Origin of the sequence: Cognatilysobacter bugurensis (genome assembly GCF_014652095.1) — a bacterium.
Lineage (GTDB): Bacteria > Pseudomonadota > Gammaproteobacteria > Xanthomonadales > Xanthomonadaceae > Cognatilysobacter > Cognatilysobacter bugurensis.
Genome location: NZ_BMYD01000001.1, coordinates 570073 through 589964, shown reverse-complemented (window position 1 = coordinate 589964; position 19892 = coordinate 570073). Strand labels below are relative to the sequence as shown.

The 19892-nt window shown below is 68.6% G+C and carries 18 protein-coding genes and 1 other RNA gene; 9 read left to right on the top strand and 10 right to left on the bottom strand.

Annotation, left to right across the window (positions count from 1 at the left end):
- Nucleotides 1–107: 107 nt before the first annotated feature.
- The 6 genes from IE075_RS02855 to IE075_RS02830 all read left to right on the top strand — a co-directional run bounded on the left by IE075_RS02855 (nucleotide 108) and on the right by IE075_RS02830 (nucleotide 7513).
- Nucleotides 108–1283: a thiolase family protein gene (locus tag IE075_RS02855; protein ID WP_189453098.1), complete on the top strand. Its 1176-nt coding sequence runs from the start codon at nucleotides 108–110 to the stop codon at nucleotides 1281–1283.
- A 122-nt stretch (nucleotides 1284–1405) separates the two neighbouring features.
- Nucleotides 1406–1753, top strand: a complete 348-nt coding sequence (locus IE075_RS02850; RefSeq protein ID WP_189453096.1) for a hypothetical protein — start codon at nucleotides 1406–1408, stop codon at nucleotides 1751–1753.
- A gap of 155 nt (nucleotides 1754–1908) precedes the next feature.
- Entirely contained in the window at nucleotides 1909–2208 is a 300-nt protein-coding gene (locus IE075_RS02845) for a hypothetical protein (protein ID WP_189453094.1), read from the top strand.
- 374 nt (nucleotides 2209–2582) lie between these two features.
- The gene (locus tag IE075_RS02840; RefSeq protein ID WP_189453093.1) at nucleotides 2583–4211 is read left to right on the top strand and encodes a carboxyl transferase domain-containing protein; all 1629 of its coding nucleotides are present in this window, start codon (nucleotides 2583–2585) and stop codon (nucleotides 4209–4211) included.
- A gap of 54 nt (nucleotides 4212–4265) precedes the next feature.
- A complete protein-coding gene (locus IE075_RS02835) occupies nucleotides 4266–5963 on the top strand; it encodes an Hsp70 family protein (protein ID WP_189453091.1) in 1698 nt (565 codons plus the stop codon).
- Entirely contained in the window at nucleotides 5960–7513 is a 1554-nt protein-coding gene (locus tag IE075_RS02830; RefSeq protein ID WP_189453088.1) for a hypothetical protein, read from the top strand. Before IE075_RS02835 ends, IE075_RS02830 begins: the two co-directional genes overlap by 4 nt.
- Before the next feature lie 46 nt (nucleotides 7514–7559).
- Here the strand turns inward: IE075_RS02830 and fur are convergent, their stop codons facing one another.
- Nucleotides 7560–7961, bottom strand: coding sequence for a ferric iron uptake transcriptional regulator (gene fur / locus IE075_RS02825; protein ID WP_189453087.1), 402 nt, complete (start codon nucleotides 7959–7961; stop codon nucleotides 7560–7562).
- 152 nt (nucleotides 7962–8113) lie between these two features.
- Here fur and IE075_RS02820 point away from each other — a divergent pair, with 152 nt between their 5' ends.
- The gene (locus IE075_RS02820) at nucleotides 8114–8512 is read left to right on the top strand and encodes an outer membrane protein assembly factor BamE (protein WP_189453085.1); all 399 of its coding nucleotides are present in this window, start codon (nucleotides 8114–8116) and stop codon (nucleotides 8510–8512) included.
- 12 nt (nucleotides 8513–8524) lie between these two features.
- On the opposite strand, the gene IE075_RS02815 is transcribed toward IE075_RS02820, so the two are convergent.
- A complete protein-coding gene (locus IE075_RS02815; protein WP_189453083.1) occupies nucleotides 8525–8788 on the bottom strand; it encodes an RnfH family protein in 264 nt (87 codons plus the stop codon).
- Between the two features lie 10 nt (nucleotides 8789–8798).
- The gene (locus tag IE075_RS02810) at nucleotides 8799–9236 is read right to left on the bottom strand and encodes a type II toxin-antitoxin system RatA family toxin (protein WP_189453081.1); all 438 of its coding nucleotides are present in this window, start codon (nucleotides 9234–9236) and stop codon (nucleotides 8799–8801) included.
- Nucleotides 9237–9293: 57 nt separating this feature from the next.
- Here IE075_RS02810 and smpB point away from each other — a divergent pair, with 57 nt between their 5' ends.
- On the top strand, nucleotides 9294–9806 hold the full coding sequence (gene smpB / locus IE075_RS02805) for an SsrA-binding protein SmpB (RefSeq protein ID WP_189453079.1): 513 nt from the start codon (nucleotides 9294–9296) through the stop codon (nucleotides 9804–9806).
- A 3-nt stretch (nucleotides 9807–9809) separates the two neighbouring features.
- Here smpB and IE075_RS02800 read toward each other — a convergent pair whose 3' ends face one another.
- From IE075_RS02800 to IE075_RS02775, 6 genes are all read right to left on the bottom strand, one after another.
- A complete protein-coding gene (locus IE075_RS02800) occupies nucleotides 9810–12011 on the bottom strand; it encodes a CHASE domain-containing protein (RefSeq protein ID WP_189453078.1) in 2202 nt (733 codons plus the stop codon).
- A gap of 57 nt (nucleotides 12012–12068) precedes the next feature.
- Nucleotides 12069–12422, bottom strand: a transfer-messenger RNA (tmRNA) gene (gene ssrA, locus IE075_RS02795).
- A gap of 86 nt (nucleotides 12423–12508) precedes the next feature.
- Nucleotides 12509–13204 (bottom strand): ligase-associated DNA damage response endonuclease PdeM, encoded by a 696-nt coding sequence (gene pdeM, locus IE075_RS02790; protein ID WP_189453074.1) that lies wholly within the window; start codon nucleotides 13202–13204, stop codon nucleotides 12509–12511.
- Nucleotides 13188–15797, bottom strand: coding sequence for a ligase-associated DNA damage response DEXH box helicase (locus tag IE075_RS02785; protein WP_229792275.1), 2610 nt, complete (start codon nucleotides 15795–15797; stop codon nucleotides 13188–13190). The genes pdeM and IE075_RS02785 overlap by 17 nt, the downstream gene beginning before the upstream one ends.
- Before the next feature lie 8 nt (nucleotides 15798–15805).
- Nucleotides 15806–17398: an ATP-dependent DNA ligase gene (locus IE075_RS02780; RefSeq protein ID WP_189453073.1), complete on the bottom strand. Its 1593-nt coding sequence runs from the start codon at nucleotides 17396–17398 to the stop codon at nucleotides 15806–15808.
- A 28-nt stretch (nucleotides 17399–17426) separates the two neighbouring features.
- On the bottom strand, nucleotides 17427–18440 hold the full coding sequence (locus IE075_RS02775) for a ligase-associated DNA damage response exonuclease (RefSeq protein ID WP_189453071.1): 1014 nt from the start codon (nucleotides 18438–18440) through the stop codon (nucleotides 17427–17429).
- Between the two features lie 96 nt (nucleotides 18441–18536).
- Here IE075_RS02775 and IE075_RS02770 point away from each other — a divergent pair, with 96 nt between their 5' ends.
- Nucleotides 18537–19040 (top strand): MgtC/SapB family protein, encoded by a 504-nt coding sequence (locus IE075_RS02770; RefSeq protein ID WP_189453069.1) that lies wholly within the window; start codon nucleotides 18537–18539, stop codon nucleotides 19038–19040.
- A 60-nt stretch (nucleotides 19041–19100) separates the two neighbouring features.
- On the opposite strand, the gene IE075_RS02765 is transcribed toward IE075_RS02770, so the two are convergent.
- Nucleotides 19101–19823 (bottom strand): YiaD family glycine zipper/OmpA-like lipoprotein, encoded by a 723-nt coding sequence (locus IE075_RS02765; protein WP_189453067.1) that lies wholly within the window; start codon nucleotides 19821–19823, stop codon nucleotides 19101–19103.
- Between the last annotated feature and the right edge of the window lie 69 nt (nucleotides 19824–19892).

Here is a 19892-nt window from a genome sequence, read left to right as displayed (position 1 = left end):
ATTTCGTGCACAGGCACCGTCGGAACGTCCGTTTGCCGCGCTGCAGCATGCAGTCGCATAATCGGGTGGTTCCGGCCTTGAGCCGACCGCCCCACTCGGAGCACGCCATGAGCGACGTCGTCATCGTCGGTGCCAAGCGCACCGCCATCGGTTCCTTCCTCGGCCAGTTCACCGGCGTGCCCACCCCGCAGCTTGGCGCCACGGCCATTCGCGCCGCACTCGAGCACGGTGGCGTCGCGGCCGACCAAGTCGAAGAGGTGATCATGGGCTGTGTGCTGCCCGCCGGCCTCGGCCAGGCACCGGCGCGCCAGGCCGCGATCGCAGCGGGCGTGCCGACCTCGGCCGCGTGCATCACGATCAACAAGGTCTGCGGCTCGGGCATGAAAGCCATGATGCTAGCGGCCGACATGATCCGCGCTGGCTCGGCGCAGGTCGTCGTCGCCGGCGGCATGGAGTCGATGACCAACGCGCCCCACCTGCTCAACGGCTCGCGCACGGGCGTGCGCTACGGCGCGGCGGAATTCCTCGACCACATGGCCCACGACGGCCTCACGAACCCGTACGACGGCAAGGCGATGGGCGTGTTCGGCGATGCGACCTGCTTGACGTACGAGTACACGCGCGAGCATCTCGACGCCTTCGCGGCCGAGAGCGTGCGTCGTGCGCAGGAAGCCGTGCAGGGCGGCGCGTTCAATGACGAAATCGCGCCGGTGACGGTCAAAGGCCGCAAGGGCGAAGTCGTCGTCGACACGGACGAAGAGCCGGGCAAGATCGACGCATCGAAGATTCCGTCCCTGCGCGCCGCATTCGGCAAGGAGGGCCTCCTGACGGCCGCCACGTCGTCGAAGATTTCCGACGGTGCCGCGGCCGCCGTGCTGATGTCGGCCGAAGCCGCCGAGCGCCTTGGCGCCACGCCGCTCGCGCGTGTCGTTGCGTATGCCGGACATGCGCACGAGCCCGAGTGGTTCACCACCGCTCCGATCGAAGCCACGCGCCGTGTCCTCGAAAAGGCGGGCTGGACAGTGGACGACGTCGACCTGTTTGAAATCAACGAGGCGTTTGCGTGCGTGGCGATGGCACCGATGAAAGAACTCGGCATCTCGCACGACAAACTCAACGTCCACGGCGGCGCCGTTGCGCTCGGCCACCCGATCGGTGCGAGCGGCGCGCGTCTGGTGGTCACGCTGATCCACGCGCTGCGTCAGCGCGGTGGGAAGCGTGGCGTCGCCTCGCTGTGCATCGGCGGCGGCGAGGCGACAGCCATCGCAATCGAGCTAACCTGAACCGCGACCCGTACGACGGCAGTGGGTTGCCAGTACGGGACGCTTGACACGTGAATAGGGCTTGTCATCATGTTATCGGCGCGCGGGTGAGTGCGCCCGCCCACTGACGAGGAAACCGCACCATGATGATCAACAAGGCCCTCCTGGCTTTGGCCTTGGGTTTTGCGCTGGCCGCGTGCTCGAACGAAGAGCAGGCTGCGGATTCCGCTGTCGAAGCCGCCGACGCGGCCACCGCCGCGCAGGACGCAGCGTCGAGCGCGGTCGCTGCCGGTGACGCTGCTGCGGCCGATGCCGCGCAGGCTGCAGCCGATGCAGCGGCTGTCGCCGCTGATGCGGCGGCCACCTCTGCGGAATCCGCGATGACGTCCACCGACCTCGGCAGCGCCGACAGCGCAGCCGACGCCGCGGCGCAGTCCGCCGACGCGGCAGAACAGGCTCAGGAAGCGGCGGAAAACGCCGTCGAGAACTAACAAGCCATACCGCTTGCTGTACCGGAAAGGCCGCCAGCTGCCTGGCGGCTTTTCCTTGTCAGTGCATGAAAGCGACGCGATGAGCCGAGCCGATTAACACTGGCGTTGCTTCACCGTTGTCCCACCCTCAAGTCTGTTTTCTCTGGAGAGATCCCATGAACACCAAGCTCTACGTCGCCCTGTTCGCCGCCGCGTTCGCCCTGTCGGCTTGCAACAACGAAGCCGCTGACACCGCCGCCGTCGACGCTGCTGCGACGGAAGAAGCCGTTGCCGCTGACGCCGAAGTCGCCGTCGAAGCGCCGGTCGTTGACCCGGCTCTGGACCCGGCCGCTGCCCCGGCTGCCGAGGCCACCACGGCTGAAGTGATCGACCCGGCCGTTGCCCCGGCTGCCGACGTTGCCGCTCCGGCCGTCGACGCCGCTGCTCCGGCCGCGACGGAAGAAGTCCAGCAGTAATCGCTTCACGCGACTGCAGTACCCGAAGGGCCCGCGCAAGCGGGCCCTTCTCTTTTGTAGCCTCGTGCGGCGCATTCGAGCGTGGGCTCACGTCGCGAACGCGGTCGCCGCGCAAGGAAGGTCTCGTTGCGAGACGCAAGAGCGCGGCAACCGCGCAGACCCCGCGTGGCTTCGGTCCGCCGCCGAAAGCGTTCCGCCGGTAAATCGCGTCGCGGCCGACGCAAGGGCGAATCGCGATCGCATCGCGCATCCAGACTACGTGCAGCCGAGGCGTCGCATGCGCTCGTCGCGAACGATTGCCGAACAAGCGACCTGCTTGGCCCATCCACACGCTTTGTGGTTTGATGCCGCGCCCCCGTTTCGCGACTGAGTCGATGCCTGCCCTCGCCTCCCAGCTTGATCCCCGCTCGCAGGATTTCCAGGACAACGCCGCCTACCACCGCGCGCTTGTCGACGAACTCGACGCGCGTCTCTCGCGTGCCGCAGACGGCGGCGGCGAGAAGGCGCGCACGAAACACACCGAGCGCGGCAAGCTGCTTGCGCGCGACCGCATCACGGCCCTGCTCGACCCGGGCTCGCCGTTCCTCGAGGTCGCGCCCCTCGCGGCCGAGGGCATGTATGACGACGCGGCGCCCGCCGCAGGCATGGTCTGCGGCATCGGCCGCGTGATGGGTCAGGAAGTCGTCATCGTCGCGAACGACGCGACGGTCAAGGGCGGCACCTACTTTCCGATGACGGTCAAGAAGCATCTCCGCGCGCAGGAGATCGCCCGCGAGAACCGGTTGCCCTGCGTCTACCTCGTCGACTCCGGCGGCGCGTTTCTGCCGCTGCAGGATGAAGTGTTTCCCGACAAGGAGCACTTTGGCCGGATCTTCTACAACCAGGCGCGCATGAGCGCGGAGAACATCCCGCAGATCGCGGTCGTCATGGGCAGCTGCACCGCGGGCGGCGCGTACGTGCCCGCGATGTGCGACGAGTCGGTGATCGTCAAGGAACAGGGGACGATCTTCCTCGGAGGCCCGCCGCTGGTGAAGGCGGCCACCGGCGAAGTCGTCGATGCCGAAGCGCTCGGCGGTGCGGACGTGCACACGAGCGTCTCAGGTGTCGCCGACCACTTCGCCAACGACGACCGCCACGCGCTGCAGATCGCTCGCGACATCGTCGGCCATCTGAATCGCCGCAAGACGCTTCCCGTCGCGACGCAGCCTGTGCGTGAGCCGCTGTACGGCGCAGAGGAGCTGTATGGCATCGTGCCGAAGGACACGCGCCGGCCGTTTGATATCCGCGAAGTCATCGCGCGCATCGTCGACGGCAGCGAGCTGCAGGAGTTCAAGGCGCGCTACGGGAAGACGCTGGTCACCGGCTTCGCGCATCTGCACGGCTATCCGGTCGGCATCGTCGCGAACAACGGCATCCTATTCGCCGAAAGCGCGCTCAAGGGCGCGCACTTCATCGAGCTGTGCAATCAGCGCGGCATCCCCCTGGTGTTCTTGCAGAACATCACGGGCTTCATGGTCGGCCGCAAGTACGAGAACGCGGGCATCGCGAAGGACGGCGCGAAGATGGTCACCGCCGTCGCGTGTTCGCACGTGCCGAAGTTCACCGTCGTGATCGGCGGCAGCTTCGGCGCGGGCAACTACGCGATGTGCGGCCGCTCGTACGGCGCGCGCTTCCTGTGGATGTGGCCGAACGCGCGCATCAGCGTCATGGGCGGCGAACAGGCGGCCAGCGTGCTCGCCACCGTGCGTCGCGACGGGATCGAGGCCGCGGGCAAGGTGTGGACGCCCGAGGACGAGGAGGCGTTCAAGGCGCCGATCCGTGACCAGTACGAAACGCAGGGCAACCCCTACTACGCGACGGCGCGGCTGTGGGACGACGGCATCATCGATCCCGCCGACACGCGGCGCGTGCTCGGGCTCGGGATCTCGGCGAGCCTCAACGCACCGATCGAACCGGCGCCGGGCCAGAGCACCGGCACGCGCTTCGGCGTGTTCCGGATGTAGGCTGTACCGGCCGCTCGCGGCGCAGCACGACAGCAGGTGGGGGCCTGCAGCAACATGATCGTCGGAATCGACTTGGGGACCACTCACTCGCTCGTGGGTGCGTTCATCGACGGGCAGTCGCGGTTGTTCGCGAATGCCCACGGCCACGTGCTCACGCCATCTGCGGTCAGCGTGGGCGACGACGGCACGTTGCTGATCGGGCGCCCAGCGCTGGACCGCGTGATCTCGCATCCGGATGCGAGCGTGGCGAGTTTCAAGCGCTGGATGGGCACGCGCCGCGAGACACGGCTCGGCAAGCGGGCTTACCTGCCTGAAGAACTTTCGGCACTCGTGATCCGCTCGTTGCTCGACGACGTGGAGGCCGCCTGCGGGTCACGGCCGGACGAAGCCGTGATCAGCGTGCCCGCGTACTTCAGCGACGCGCAGCGCCGCGCGACGCGTCGAGCCGGCGAACTCGCGGGCGTCCGAGTCGAGCGTCTGATCAACGAGCCTACAGCTGCCGCCCTCGCGTACGGCCTGGCGGAGCGGCTGGATGACGCCCACGTCCTCGTGCTCGACCTCGGCGGCGGCACGTTCGACGTGTCGATCCTCGAGCTGTTCGACGGCGTGGTGAAGGTCCATGCGAGCGCCGGCGACAATTTCCTCGGCGGCGACGACTTCACACACGCGCTGCGCGACCACGTGCTCGCGTCGCACAAGGTCGACGCGGAGTCGCTGTCGGCAGCGGAACGCGCGATGCTCTGGATGCGGGCGGAGCACGCGAAACGCGAGCTTTCGAACGGCCGCGCCGCGCGCATCGCCCTGTCCCTTGCGGGGCACGATGTCGCGACGGATCTCGACGAATCGCAGTTCGAGGCGCTTGTCGCGCCGCTGATCCAGCGCCTGCGCACACCCATCGAGCGTGCAATGCGCGATGCGGGCTTGCGCGGTGCAGACCTCGCGGAGGTCGTGATGGTCGGCGGCGCGTCGCGCATGCCGCTGCTGTCGCGCATCGCCGCCCGCCTGCTTGGGCGGCTGCCGCTGCGGCACGTCGCGCCGGACGAGGCGGTTGCGCAGGGTGCTTGCGTCGCCGCCGCGCTCAAAGCGCGCGACGCGGCGTTCGAGGAAATCGTGCTGACCGACGTATGCCCGCACTCGCTCGGCGTCGAAATCAGCATGAACTTGGGGCCAGGCCAGCGCAGCGACGGCCATTTCGATCCGATCATCGAGCGCAACAGCACGGTGCCGGTCAGCCGGATGCGCGAGTACTTCCCCGTGCATCCGCAACAGACGCAGGTCACGCTCGGCGTTTACCAGGGCGAACACCCGCGCGCAGACCAGAACATCGCGCTCGGTCAGCTCGAGATTCCGGTCCCGCCCGGCCCGCCGGACGAGCGCGGGATCGACGTGCGCTTTACCTACGACATCAACGGCGTGCTGCAGGTCGAGGCCACGGTGCAGAAGAGCGGCATCCGCCGCGAGCTGCTGCTGATCCAGGACGGCAGCGACCTCACGGAGGCCGAGGCGAAGAAGCGCCTGGACGAACTCGCGGCGCTCAAGGTCCATCCACGCGAGGAACAGCCGAACATTGCGGCCGTGGCGCGGGTGGAGCGCCTCTACGCCGAGTCGCTCGGCGACATGCGCGCGCAGTTGCAGCACTGGCTAGTGCAGTTCCAGTCGGTGCTCGCGACCCAGGACCGGGCGCAGATCGATGAGCATCGCACCGCGCTGCTGTCTGCGCTCGACGGCCTTGAAGCCGGGCCGCTGGCATGAGCGCGACGGCCTGGGACGTCCTCGGCATCGCCGAGACCGGGGACGCGCGCGCAATCAAGCGCGCCTATGCCGCGCGGCTGAAGATCACGCGCCCGGAGGCGGACCCGGTCGCGTTCCAGCTGCTCTCGGACGCGTTCGAATGGGCGACCGGTCACGCGCGCAGGTCGGCGCAGGAGACCGAGCACACGGTCGAACCGCAGGGCCCCGCGGTCGACGCGCTGGCGCCCTCGCCCCTCGATGACGCGCGTCGCGAACTCGGGCGACCCATCGACACACCAACGCACGAAGCCAGCGACGCGGTCGGAGATGCCGCGCCCGTCGAAACCGGGGCGGAGCCCGCTCAGGACTTCGACTTCGGCGCGTTCTTCGCTGAACTGTGCGAACCGCTGCGCAGGCAGGATCCGACCCATCTGGCGGCGTGGCTCGATCATCACGAGGCGCTGTACTCGATCGAACTCAAGTGGGCCGTGATGCCCCACGTGTTCGACGCGCTCGCTCGCCGCGGCGCGGAACTCAACCCGCATCAGGGACACCTCGACGTGCTGCAGGCGTTCTTCGGGGTGGACGCGCGCCTCCGGCGGCACCCTGCGATCGCACCCGCGCTCGACTTCCTCGAGGCGCGCAGCTGGCTCGATCCGACCGGCGTGCCCGGGATGCGTGCGCGGTCACCCGAGGAGGCGTTCGAGGCACTGATCGAGAAGTACCGCTCGAAGCGCGTCAAGCCCGTGGATCGCATGTTGCTGCGCGAGCTCATGGGGCCGGTGGCGTGGCTGCGCCGGATCCTGATACTCCTGGTGCCGGGGCTGCCGGGCCAACTGGCGGGTCTGTTTACGCGCCTCGTCGAGGCGTGCGCGCACAGCACCTATGCCCGGCTGGACACCGAAGCCCTCGAGTTCTGGCGCCGGGTCACGGATCCCAACAGCTTCGACTGGCGGCGCCTTGCGGTGCCGGTTGCGCGCGCACCCGTGTACGCGGTGCCGTTCGTCGCGCTCTTCAACTGGCTGGCTGGCCAGGACGCGTTACTCGCCGGCGCAGCTGCGACCAGCGGCCTCGCCGCGGGGATTGGATTTGCGTGGACCGCGCTCATGACCGCGGTGCGGCGTCTTGCCGCGTGGAACCGAGATACGTTGCGGTGGAATCCCGCACTCGTCATCGTGTCCGCGCTGTTCGGCACCGCCTGCGTGTTGGCGGTCGCAGGTTCCGGCGGCTGGGGCGCGTGCGTCGCGGCGCTCGTGCTGCTGTGGATTCACACCCGCGGCTTCGGCGGCACGCTGTTCACCGTGCTTGGCGTGATCGTGAGCTGGGCGCTGCTGTTCGGCGCGTTTCAGCAGTGGACCGATGCTTCGAGCGTGACTTGGCCCGCGACCGTATCGATCCTGATCTCGGCGGGGCTGCTCGTCGGCACGGACGTCGTTGTCGCGCGGGTGAAGCGCATCCCGCTCAACGAAGCGCGGACGTCCGACGCTGCGCCGGCGTGGATGATGCTCGCCGCCGGGCTCGTCGCTGGCCTCTGCACGGCGACGCACGCGGCCGTCGGCGCGATGTTCTAGCGGGACGGGCGTCGCCGCAGCGCCGCCCGTACACAGTCCGCCAGCTTCAGCGCTTCTTGCGCACGTAAAGCACCAGCGAGTGGTCTTCGATCTCGTAGCCCATGCTCTCGGCAATACGGCGCTGCAGCTCTTCGATCTCGCCGCTTTCGAACTCGATGATCTTGCCGGTGTCGACGTCGACCATGTGGTCGTGGTGCTGGCCGCGATCGAGCTCGTACACAGACTGGCCCGCTTCGAAGTTGTGCTTGAGCACAAGGCCCGCCGCTTCGAACTGCGTCAGCACGCGATAGACCGTCGCCAGCCCGATGTCCTCGTCCTGCTCGAGAAGCATCCGGTAGATGTCTTCGGCAGTGACGTGGCGCGACTTCGACTTCTCCAGCAGCGCAAGGATGCGCATGCGCGGATGCGTGACTTTCAAGCCGACGTTCCGCAGATCCTGTGACTCCATTGCGCCTCCGGTCGCTTCGCATTTTTCCGATGCGCGTGCAGGCATCGGTCGCTCAACCCGCGATGAACAGGGCCGTGGCCGCCGTCGTCGACAGGGGCGGCAGTGTATCATCGGCGCTGATTTCCCCTGCCCGATCAGTGCCCATGCACGCAATGCGCTCGCTTCTGCCCGTCCTGCTCGTCGCCGCGATGACCGCGGGTTGCGGCATCGTGTATCGCCAGCCGATCTACCAGGGCAACCTGCTCGAGAAGTCGGCGGTCGACCAGCTGCAGGCCGGCATGAGCAAGCAGCAGGTCGTGACCCTGCTCGGCACGCCGTCGATCTCGGATCCGTACAACCCGGGCCGCTGGGACTACACGGCAACGCAGCGGGTCGGACGCGTATCGCGCGCAGACATCAAGAACCTGACGCTGTGGTTCGAAGGCGACACGCTCGCCCGCTGGGACGGGGATTACTTCCCCGAGCAGGACGAGCAGCTGGCCGAGAAGTCGGTCGAGCAGTTCGGCCGTAACCTGGCGAAGGACAAGAAAAAGTCGCGCGGCGGCCGCTGAGGCCGCCTGTCGCTAGCGGCCCTTCAGTGGCCGCTGTTCGGCGCGTTTGCGCCGTGCATCCTTTGGGTCTGCAATCAGCGGCCTGAGCAGTTCGATCCGGTCGCCGTCGTGCAGAAGGGTGTGCGGGGTTGCGCGCAGGCCATGCACCGCAACTGCAATCTCGTCCGCGTTACGCTGCACCTGCTCAAGCGCATCGCCAACCGTGCTGCCTTCCGGCAGTTCGAGGAACGTCGACTCGAACCGCCGCGGCCACGCGCGGATCACTTCGATTTTCACGAGCTCGGGCTCAGCGAGGATCCGGGTCGCGGTCGGCGACGCGGATGAAGTCGTTGACCATTCGATCCGCGAGCCCCTGGAATCCGATCGCGAGCGCCGGCGCCAGCAGACGCACCTTCGGCTCGAAGCTCAGCGTCAAGGTAACGCGGCAGGCAGACTCGTCCAGCGCGTGGAACTCCCAGCGGCCGCTGAGCCGTTTGAACGGGCCCTCGACCAGTCGCAGCTCGATGTGATGCGGTGCAGACAGCGTATTTTCGGTCATGAACCACGTGCGCAGCCCGCCGAGACGCAGGTCGAGCCGTGCGAGCTGGCGCTCGTCTGACGATTCCAGGACCTGAGCTTGCTCGCACCACTCGAAGCGCCGCGGGTACGCCGCCACGTCGTTGACGAGGGCGAACATGCGGGCGGCGGAGTGTTCGACGAGCGCGGAGCGGCGGATATCGGGCATGAGTGGCTTGCGATCGCCTTTTCACGCAAATCCCCGTCAATCGGAGAGAATGGCGCGATGGCGAAGACTGCGAATAACAAGACCGGCAAGGATACGGGAAAGAGCGCGAAGGGCGGCACGATCGCGCTGAACCGCCGCGCCCGGCATGACTACCACCTCGAGGATCGATTCGAGGCGGGCCTTGCGCTGCAGGGGTGGGAACTGAAGTCGATCCGCGCGGGACGGGCGAACATCACCGAGGCATACGCGAATATCCGCAACGGCGAGATCCATTTGCTCGGCGCGCAGTTCACCCCGCTGATCTCCGCGTCCACGCATGTGGTTGCCGAGGAGCGGCGCGCGCGCAAGCTGCTGCTGCACCGCAGTGAGATCGACACACTGATCGGCCGAGTGCAGCGCGACGGGTACACCGTTGTGCCGACGGCCCTGTACTGGAAGGGCAACAAGGTCAAGATCGAAGTCGTGCTCGCGAAGGGCAAGCAAACGCACGACAAGCGCGAGACCAACAAAGAACGCGACTGGGCGCGCGAGAAGCAGCGCGTCATGCGTCGGCACAACAAGAACGCCTGAGGTTTAACGCCCTTCGCCGTGCGCCTCGGCGCGCAGCGTAAACCGGAACAGCGCGCCCTCGCCCTCCGCGCCCTCGGCGCGGATTGCGCCGCCGTGGCGCTCCACGATCCGCTTCACCGTCGCCAGGCCGATGCCGTGGCCCGCGTAGGCCTCCTGGCTGTGCAGGCGTTGGAACGGCCGGAACAGCTTGTCGACGTAGGCCTGGTCGAAACCCGCCCCGTTGTCCTGGACGAAGTACTCGCCGCTGTCCTCGAAACGACCGAACTCGATACGGGCCGGTTCGCGCTCGCGCGTGAATTTCCAGGCGTTCGCGAGCAGATTCGAGAGCAGGTTACGCAGCAGCGTGGCGTCGCCCGTAGTCGTCAGTCCGGGTTGGATGACGAACTCGACCGGCCTCTCCGCGTCTTCGGCGCGCAGGTCGTCAGCGATTTCGGCGGCAAGGCGGCTGAGGTCGACGACCTCGAGCCGCATGTCACCGCGCGTCAGCCGCGACATCTTGAGCATTGCGTCGATCAGCTCGCCCATTCGGCCTGCGGCGCGGCGCACGCGGGTGAGATAGTCGCGCCCTGAATCGTCAAGCACCGCGCCGTGACGCTCAGCCAGGATCCGGCTGAATCCGTCGATCGCACGCAGCGGCGCGCGTAGGTCGTGCGAGACGCTGTACGCGAACGATTCGAGCTCCTGGTTGGCCTGGCTCAACTCGCGCGTGCGCAGCGCGACGCGCGCCTCGAGCGTGCGGTTCAGCGCGTGCACGCGTGCTTCGGCGCGCATGCGCTCGGTGATGTCCTCGAGCTGCACGAGCTCGGCAACGTCCTGGCCGATGTTGCCGGGCACGGCAGCGTAGGTGAGGTGCACGTAGCGCGGCGGGCCGTCGTCATGCTGGATGCGACGCGTCGCGCGGCGCGTACCCGCCTCGTCCGGGGCCGGCGTCGGGACGCGCACGGCGTCGTCCTCTCCGTCGCAGAACAACGAGCGCAGTGTCAGCCCCTGCAGCGCTTTTGGATCACGCCCCACGATGCCGCCCATAGCCGGGTTCGCTTCGACGATCGCGCCGTGGCTGTCGAGCAATGCCATCCCGATCGCCGAGTACTGCATGGCGCCGCGGAAGCGCTGCTCGCTGCGGCGATAGTCCTCGGTGAGGCGGCGCGCGATCGTGCGCGCACGGGCCTCAGTCTGCGCGAGGGACCACGCGATCCCGTACAGCAGCATCGACGCCAGGATGCCGAGCAGGAGCGAATTGCGCAGCGCCGGCAGCCGCGGCGCGGCGACCTCGACTGGCGGCGACTCGAACTGGATTCGCCAGTCGCGCCCGTACTGCTGCAGCGTGCGCTCGTAGCGGAATGCCGGCTCCTGCCCCTCGGCCGGGGCCGACGCGTTGGTGAAGAGCAACACGGCCTGGCCGCCGGTCACGTCGTACACCCGGAACCGCGCCTCGGGATGGATATTGCCGAGCGCCGCGGTGACGAACGGCCGCACGCGGAATGGCACGTACACCCACCCCTGCATGAGCATCCGCCGCGCAGCTGCATCGGAGGGGGCTTCGCCGCTGCGGAACACGGGCAAGTACAGCAGCAGCCCCGTGGTCCTGGCGGTCCCGTCCTGAAGCAGCCGCACGGGACCTGTCAGCCGCGCCGCGCCGGTCTCGAGTGCGCTTTGCAATGCCGCTTGCCGCGTCGGCTCGGAATGCATGTCGAACCCGACCGCACGCATGTTCGCGGGCGTCCTCGGCTCGAGGAACAGAACGGGCGCGTATGTGTCGCGCTTGCCACGCGGATAGACCTCGAAGTAGCCGTCCCCTGCATCGCGTCGGTCGAGCTGGAATGCGGCAATGCGCCCGCCGTCCACGTACGCGGCAAAGCCTAGACCGAGCATTGCGGGAAAGCGCGCCTCGAGGTCCATGCCCTCGACGTATGACGCCCACTGCTGCGGCGTCGGTCGGCTGACCGAAGCGAACAGTGCGGCACCGCCGCGCGCGACGAGTTCGTACTCGACGAGACGCTGCACGAGGAGGTCGGTGACCTCGCCGGTCATCGCGACAAAGCGAGCCTCCGCCGCGCGCACCTCGCGCTGGCGGACGGTGTGCCACGTGGCCAACACGAGCAGCAAGGCGCCGGCGAAGACCGCGAACGCGAGCAAGTGACCGCCGTGCAGCCAGCCGGCAAATCGTGGTCCGCGGTCCTGCGGGATGTCGGGGGAGGCATCCATTGCCGACAGGATATACGCGAGACAATAAAAAACCCGCCTTGCGGCGGGTTTTGAATTTGGTGGAGGTGGGCGGAATCGAACCGCCGTCCGAAGGCACTCCATCCCCGGCACTACATGCTTAGCTCGCCGTTGATTCTCGTCCCGGGGCAGCACGGCGTGCAAAGCGCACCCAAGGACAAGCCCGCTTTGGGTTAACCGGCGACTGACGGGCAGCCATCACCGGCGATTCCGTGATAATGACCCTACACAGCGAGCACGGACACAAGCTGTTTCGGGGCTTACGCCTTAAGCGGCGAGAGCGTAGTTGTCGTCGTTGGCAACTAGAGTTTTGCAGCTGGATTTACGAGGAAAGCTACCCCCTCGGCATGCACCAGGCAATTTCGCAACCCCCGTCGAAGCCAGTGCACCCCCGGGGACAACAATTGCTTGCTGACCGAGCCAGTATAGGCCCGCCGCGCGTGATCACAAGCGCACCGCCCTCGCCTGTCGGCGACGATTCATCGGCCCCTGTGCCGCGGCGACCCCGTGGCCTCGCCACGCGAATGACCGTGGCCGCGCACGCTCGTGATGACGCCGTCGGCGCAGATGGCGACCACCTCCCGCGCCGACGGCGCAATCGCAACGCCGCCGGTGAACGCTGAGAAGGCGGGCAGCACGGTCATACGTTCGCGCAGCCAGAACGCGGGCCAGCGCCGGGGACCGAGACCCGGCAGCCCGATGCACGGGTGCAGGTGCCCACATAGCACATGCAGCGAGGGGTGATCCTCCGGTTCGTGCCGGAGCGCGAACGGTGCGTCGTCGTGTGCCTCGCCCAGCAGTTCGATGCCGAGCCCGGCCTGCGCGAGCGCGCGGTCGTGGTTGCCGACGAGTGCTGCAACGTGGAGCTCCGGGTTCGCTTCGCGCCACGCGCCCCAGCGCGCACGCCACGCGGCGTCCGGCGCCGGCCCGTGCAGGACATCGCCCAGTACCCACAGCGCCGTGGCGCCGGTTGCGTCCACGAGCGCATCGAGGCGTTGCAGGTCGTGCGTCGTTCCGCCGCGCGGCAGGCCGATGCCCGCGCGCCGGAATACATCAGCCTTACCCAGGTGCAGGTCGGCGATCAGCAGGCGGCGGTGGCGGGGCCAGTACAGCGCCCGATCAGCGAGCAACTGCACCGGCTCGCCGGCGATATGCAGCTCAAGCGCGGCGCGCATGGCGACGTTCGAGTTGCTCCGCGGCGCGCTGCACCCGGGTTTTCCAGTCTTCGGTACTGAGCTCGCCGCGCTTGCCCTCGGCCCACAAGGGGAACGACAGCGGCGTGAGGCTTTTCGGCCGTCGCCACCGCAAGGCGCGCGACGCGCAATCGGCCAGCGCGGCCTGCAGCCGCGTGACTTCGAGCTGCTGGCTCAACACCTCGTGGTCGGCGAGCTGCAGGAGCACGTGGTCGGGGTCGTAGCGACGGAGGACGTCATACAACAGCCCGCTGGAGGCCTGCAGCTGGCGCATTGAACGGTTCGCTCGCCCCGGGAGCGAGGGCGGCAGCAGCCCCGCGACACGCGCGATCTCGCGGAACTGACGACGCGCGAGTTCCGCCAGGTTGAGGCTCTCGCGCAGGTCGTCGACCAGGCCCTCGGGATGCAGCAGACCCTGCAGTTCGGTTTCGTCGATCTGCACGGCCTCCGCGGGTGACAGCACGAAGCCGTAGTCGTTCGCGGCGTAGGCGAACGTGTTTGCGCGGATGCGCCCCCAACGCAGCGACAGCAGAGCGGCAAGCCCTTCATGCAGCCCCCGTCCGAGGAACGGGTACACGAACAGGTGCTGGCCGTCGCGCGCCTTGACGATCTCGACCAGCATCTCGCCCTGCGCAGGCAACGCGGACAGCGACGCCTGCAGATCGAGCAGGCGCGCGAGCGCACCGAGCTCCGGCGCATCGGCAGGCGTCGCCAGCAGGTGCTCGACGCCGCGCGCGAGCTCCGTCGACAACGACATCCGCACGCCGGCCCACTTCGGCACCTGCCCGTCGCCGCTGCGCACGTTGCGGACGTACGCCGTCATCTGCTCGAGGCGCACGAGTTCGAGCAGACGGCCTGCGAAGTGGAACCGATCGCGCGGCCGCAGGCGTGCGATGAAGGTCTCTTCGACCGAGCCGAGCGCCCCGCCCCGCAGCTGTTTGACCGCGACCGAGCCCTCGCTCGTGATCGTACCGATCGAGAGCCGATGGCGAAGCGCGATGCGGCGGTCGTCGATGAGCACGTAGCGCCCGTCTTCCGTGCGCACCACGCGCCGGTAGTCGGGGTAGTGCTCCAGCGCGCGACCGCCCTGCACGATGAAGTCGAGCACGGCCTGCCAGGTGTCCGGCGCCAGCGTCGAGAACGCGTGCGCGCCGCGCACTTCGTCATACAGCGCATCGCCATCGAATCCGCCGCCCAGCGCGAGGGTCACGCAGTGCTGCGCGAGCACGTCCAGGCTCAGCATCGGCGGCGGACGCGACTCGATGCGGCCGGCCTGCATCGCGCGGCGCACGGCGGCGAATTCGACGAGCTCGAGCGCGTGGGTGGGCACGCATACGACGTGCCCCGCTTCGCCCGGCCGATGCTTCGCGCGGCCTGCGCGCTGCAGCAGGCGCGCCGCGCCCTTCGGGCTGCCGATCTGGATCACCTGGTCCACGGCCGGGAAGTCGACGCCTAGATCGAGGCTCGACGTGGCCACCACGCAGCGCAGGCGGCCTTCGCGCAGGCCCGCCTCGGTCTGCGCACGCAACGCGGCGCTGATCGAGCCGTGATGCAGCGCGAGTGTGGCCGGGTCCTCCAGCCACACGGCCGACAGCGCGCGGTGCCACATCTCGGCCGACGCGCGGGTGTTCGTGAAGACCAGGCTCGTGCGGGCTGCAAACACCCGATCCACGACACGGGGCAGCTGGTTGAGCCCGAGGTGCCCGGCCCACGGAAAGCGCTCTCCGACGTCGGGCACCAGCGATTCCAGCGTGACCGCGCGCGGCGCGACACCGGAGACGATGGCCGCATCGGGGCGGTGCGGCAGCAGCACGTCGCGGGCCTCGTCGAGGTTGCCAAGCGTTGCGGACAGGCCCCAGATGCGCACACCGGGCGCCAGCGCGCGAAGCCGGGCCAGGCACAGCTGCAGCAGGACGCCGCGCTTGTTGCCGACCAGCTCGTGCCACTCGTCGATGACGATGGCCTGCAGCGACGCGAGCTGGGGCGCGGTGTCGGCGTACGACAGCAGCAGCGCGATCGACTCGGGCGTGGTGACGAGCGCATCGAGGCGGCCGTCGCGCGCAAGCCGTTTGTCGCGGGCACTGGCATCGCCTGTGCGCAGTCCGACCTCCCAGTCGAGTCCGAGTTCGGCGAACGGCTCGCGGATCGCACGCGCACTGTCAGCGGCGAGCGCGCGCAGCGGGGTGATCCAGAGCAGCTTGAGATCGCGTTGGCGGCCGCGCGAGGCTTCGCGTTGCGCTGCGTTCGGCGCGGTGCGCACGAGGCGGCCGCCGCGGCCGACGCGAAGCCGGCCCACCTCGTGTGCGGGGGTGGCGTTGTCCGGGGGCGCTGCCCGACGCGTGCGGGCAGGCGCGGCCGGCTCGGCGTTGAGTGCATCGAGCAGCACGCCGCCGAGCGCGGCGAGCGTCTTTCCGCTGCCGGTGGGGGTGTGCAGCAGGCCGGATTCGCCGGCCAGGTACCGCGCCCACACGTCGCGCTGGAACGGCAGTGGCGCCCAGCCGCGGGTCGCGAACCACGCGTCCAGCCGCGACTGCGCGTCTGTCGCCGCCTCCGGGGCCGCGCGCTTGCGTCGCACCGACGTGCTCAATGTGCAAGCGCTCTCAGCGTGTCGACGCGGTCCGCCTCAGCGACCGGCTTGTCGTGACGCCAGCGCAGGATGCGCGGGAAACGCACCGCGATGCCCGACTTGTGGCGGGTCGAGCGATTCACCGCTTCGAAGCCCAGCTCGAACACGTGGACGGGCTCGACCTGACGCACCGGCCCGAAGCGCTCCACGGTGTGCGCGCGGATCCAGCGATCCAGCGTGAGGATCTCCTTGTCGTCGAGTCCCGAATACGCCTTCGCGACCGGCACGAGCTGGTCGCCGCTCCACAGGGCGAACGTGTAGTCGGTGAACAGCGTGCTGCGCCGGCCACTGCCTGACTGCGCATACACGAGCACGGCATCGATCGTGAGCGGATCGATCTTCCACTTCCACCAGTCGCCGCGTCGACGGCCGCTCTGGTAAGACGACGCGCGGCGCTTGAGCATCAGGCCTTCGACCGCGCGCTCGCGCGCGCCTTCGCGCAGCGCCGCGGCGTCGCTCCAGGACGCGGCTTCGACATTCGGCGACACGCGGATGCGCGGATCGGGCATGTCGGCGAGTAGTGCCTCAAGGGCTGCGCGTCGCTCGGAGAGCGGGCGTTCGCGCAGGTCCTCGCCTTCGAGTTCGAGCAGGTCGTATGCCAGCACCTGCACCGGTGTGTCGGCGAGCGTCTTTGCGCCCGGCTTGCGGCGCTGGATGCGCGTTTGAAGCGCGGTGAACGCAAGCGGCCGCGAATCGTCCGCGCGCCAGCCGAGCAACTCGCCGTCGATCACGCAGTCGCGCGGCAACACGGCTGCAGCGGTTTCGATCTCCGGAAAGCGCCCGTCCAACCGTTCCTCGCCGCGCGACCACAGCGCAATCTCTCCGCCGCGCCGGATCAGCTGCAACCGGATACCGTCCCACTTCCACTCCAGCAGCCAATCGTCGACCGGGCCGAGCGTGTCCGGTTCGGATTCGAGCGGCGATGCGAGAAAGAACGGGTACGGCTGCTGCCGGTCGCTGGGCAGTTCGCCTTCGCTGAGCAAGTCGCGCAGGAAGCGCTCGGAAGGCTTCCACGCGCCCAGCATGCGCTGCGCAATGCGCGCGATGTCGACGCCCGACATCTCGGCCAGCGCCTGCTGCACGAGGCGCTGCGAAACGCCGACGCGCAGCGCGCCCGTCAGCAACTTGTTGAACACGAAGCGCTCGTCGAACGCGAGCTGCTTCCAGGCCTCGGTCACCACTTCGCGCCGCAGCGGTGGATCGCGACCCGCAAACGGCAACAGGCGACGCTCGATCCACTCGCGCAGCGGCACGTCTTCGCCGATGCCTACCGGATCGTCGAGCAGCAGCGTGAGCGTTTCCGCCAGGTCGCCCACGTGCGCATGGCTTTCCTCGACCAGCCACTCGGGCGTGCCGGTCACCTCGCCGGCCCATTGCCGCAGCTCGCGGGTGCCGGCGATGCGCGCGAGCTTGCCGCCCGAGAGCAGCCACAGCGCCCAGACGACATCGGCGGGCGGCGCGCTGCGGAAGTAGTCGATCAGCGCGGCACGCTTGTCGAGCGTCGCCGTGCTGCGGTCGAGCTCGCGATACAGCGCAGCGAAGCGCTTCATGGGCGGGCCCCTACTGGCGGCGTAGCGATCACTCGGCCTCTCCCTCGACGGCTTCTCCAAACTCCGTCTGGAAGGCCTCGGCGGCGATCCCTTCCTCGTTGAGCGCGCGTAGGATCGCCTCGGTGTTGCCGTGCGTGGCGATCACGCGACGCGCGCCCGTCTCGCGGATCGTCCGCATCAGGTCGGGCCAGTCCGCATGGTCGGACACCACGAAGCCGCGGTCGCAATTGCGCCGCCGGCGATTGCCGCGGACCCGCATCCACCCCGACGCAAAGCCCGTCTGCGCGCGGCGGAAACGTCGCATCCACGGGCTGCCTGCGGCGGACGGCGGCGCGACCACCAGCTCGCCCGCGAAATCCATCCCTTTTTCGGTCTCACTGACCAGCCGGGTTTCGAGCATGGGGATGCCGGCGCCGCGATAAACCTCCACGCCCGCGGCCACTGCGCCGTGGACAAACGCCGGGCGATCGGTAAACGCGGCGAGCTCCGCGAGCAGCCGCTGGGCCTTGCCGAGCGCGTAGCACAGGAGCACGGCGGTCTCGCCTCGCTCGCCGCAGCGGTCGCGCCACTCGACGATCTCACGCGCGACGTCCGGGGTGTAAGGCCAACGGTAGACCGGCAGGCCGAACGTGCATTCGGTGATGAACACGTCGCAGGGCACGACTTCAAAGGGCGCGCACGTCGGATCGTGCTGCCGTTTGTAATCGCCCGATGCAACCCAGACCTCGCCGCCGGCTTCGATGCGCACCTGCGACGAGCCGAGCACGTGACCGGCAGAGTGGAACGACACCCGTGCAGCGCCGATGTCGAGCGGCTCGCCGTACTCGGCGATTGCGTAGTCCTGCTCGCCTAGCCGCCAGCGCAGGACCGGCAGACCGTCGGCGACAGCGTAGTAGCGGCCCATCCCCGGGCGCGCGTGATCACCGTGCCCGTGCGTGATCACCGCGCGCGCGACCGGCTTCCACGGGTCGATGTAGAAGTCGCCCGCGGGGCAGTACAGCCCTTCGCGCCGGAGGACGACGAGGTCGGTGCGCTCGTGCATGGGTCGATAGTGGGCGGGGCTGTGTCAGCGCGCCGCATACGCCGCACCGACGTCGTGCCGACGCCGCCTTGACCGGTGCTGAGCGAGCGTGCCGGGATGAACTGGAATCACGAACTCTGGGTGGTGGCCAATACCGCCATCGCGATGGTGCTGGGCGGCCTCGTTGGGGTCGAGCGCGAAATGGCCAATCGACCCGCAGGCTTTCGAACGCACATGCTGGTTGCCGGTGCGTCCGCTTTGCTGCTCGGCATCGGCATGGTGTGGCTCACGCACAGCCGCGAGATCGCCGACGGGCTCGAGGTGCAGAGCGACCCGCTCCGCCTCGTCGAGGCAGTGATCGCGGGCGTCGCCTTCATCGGTGCGGGCACCATTTTCTCGCGCGGACAGAAGCAGACGATCGCCGGAATCACGACCGCCGCGTCGTTGCTGATGGTCGCGGTGATCGGCGTGGCCGCGGGGCTTGGTTACTACGTGCTCGCAGTCGGCGCCACGTTGCTTACGCTCGCGACGCTCACGCTGCTGCGCTGGTTCGATCGAATCGTCCGGCGTCGTGCCGGGCTACCGGTGTCCGACGAAGACAACGAGGACGACGTGCACTGACGCAAAAAAGCCGGAGCGGACCCGCCGCTCCGGCTTTCGCACTGTCAGTGTCGGCGGGACTCAGCCGCGCAGCGGAACCAGCGTGATTTCAACGCGGCGGTTCTGCGCACGCCCCATCTCGGTGTCATTGGTCGCCACCGGGCGCGACTCGCCCGCACCCGTCACGATGAAGCGATCGCGCATCAGGCCACGGCTCATGAGGTAGCTCGACACGGATTCGGCGCGGCGCATCGACAGGGCCTGGTTGTACTGGTCCGTGCCCTTGCTGTCGGTGTGCCCCGCGACTTCGACGATCGTCTGGTTGTATTCCTGCAGCGTATTCGCGAGCCGGTCGAGCACCGGGTAGAACTGCGATTGCAGGTTCGACTGGTCGAAGCCGAACGTGATGGCTTCGGGCATGTTCAACGTGATGTTGTCGCCTTGGCGTACGACCTCCACGCCCGTGCCCTGCATGCGGTCGCGCAGCACGCGCTCCTGGCGGTCCTGGTACGCGCCGACCGCGCCGCCGGCCAAGCCGCCGACACCGGCGCCGACCATCGCACGCTGGCGACGCTCGGTGGCGTCGTTGCCGCTCAGCAGGCCGGCCACTGCGCCCACGGCTGCGCCGATCGCCGCGTTGCGGCGCGTCTTGTCGTAGTCGCTCTGCTGGCCGGCTGGAGCGCCCGCCTGCGGATAGCCGCCCTGCGGCGCGCCGCCGTAGTAACCGCCGCCGGTCGTTGCGCAGCCGCTGAGCGCGGCGCTGACGGCGATCGCGGCCGCCGCGAGCTTGATATTCGTTTTCATTGCTTGCCTTCCGTCGTGGTGGACAACGGAGACGACGCTAATAACGGAACCGTAACTGCAAGGTGAGCG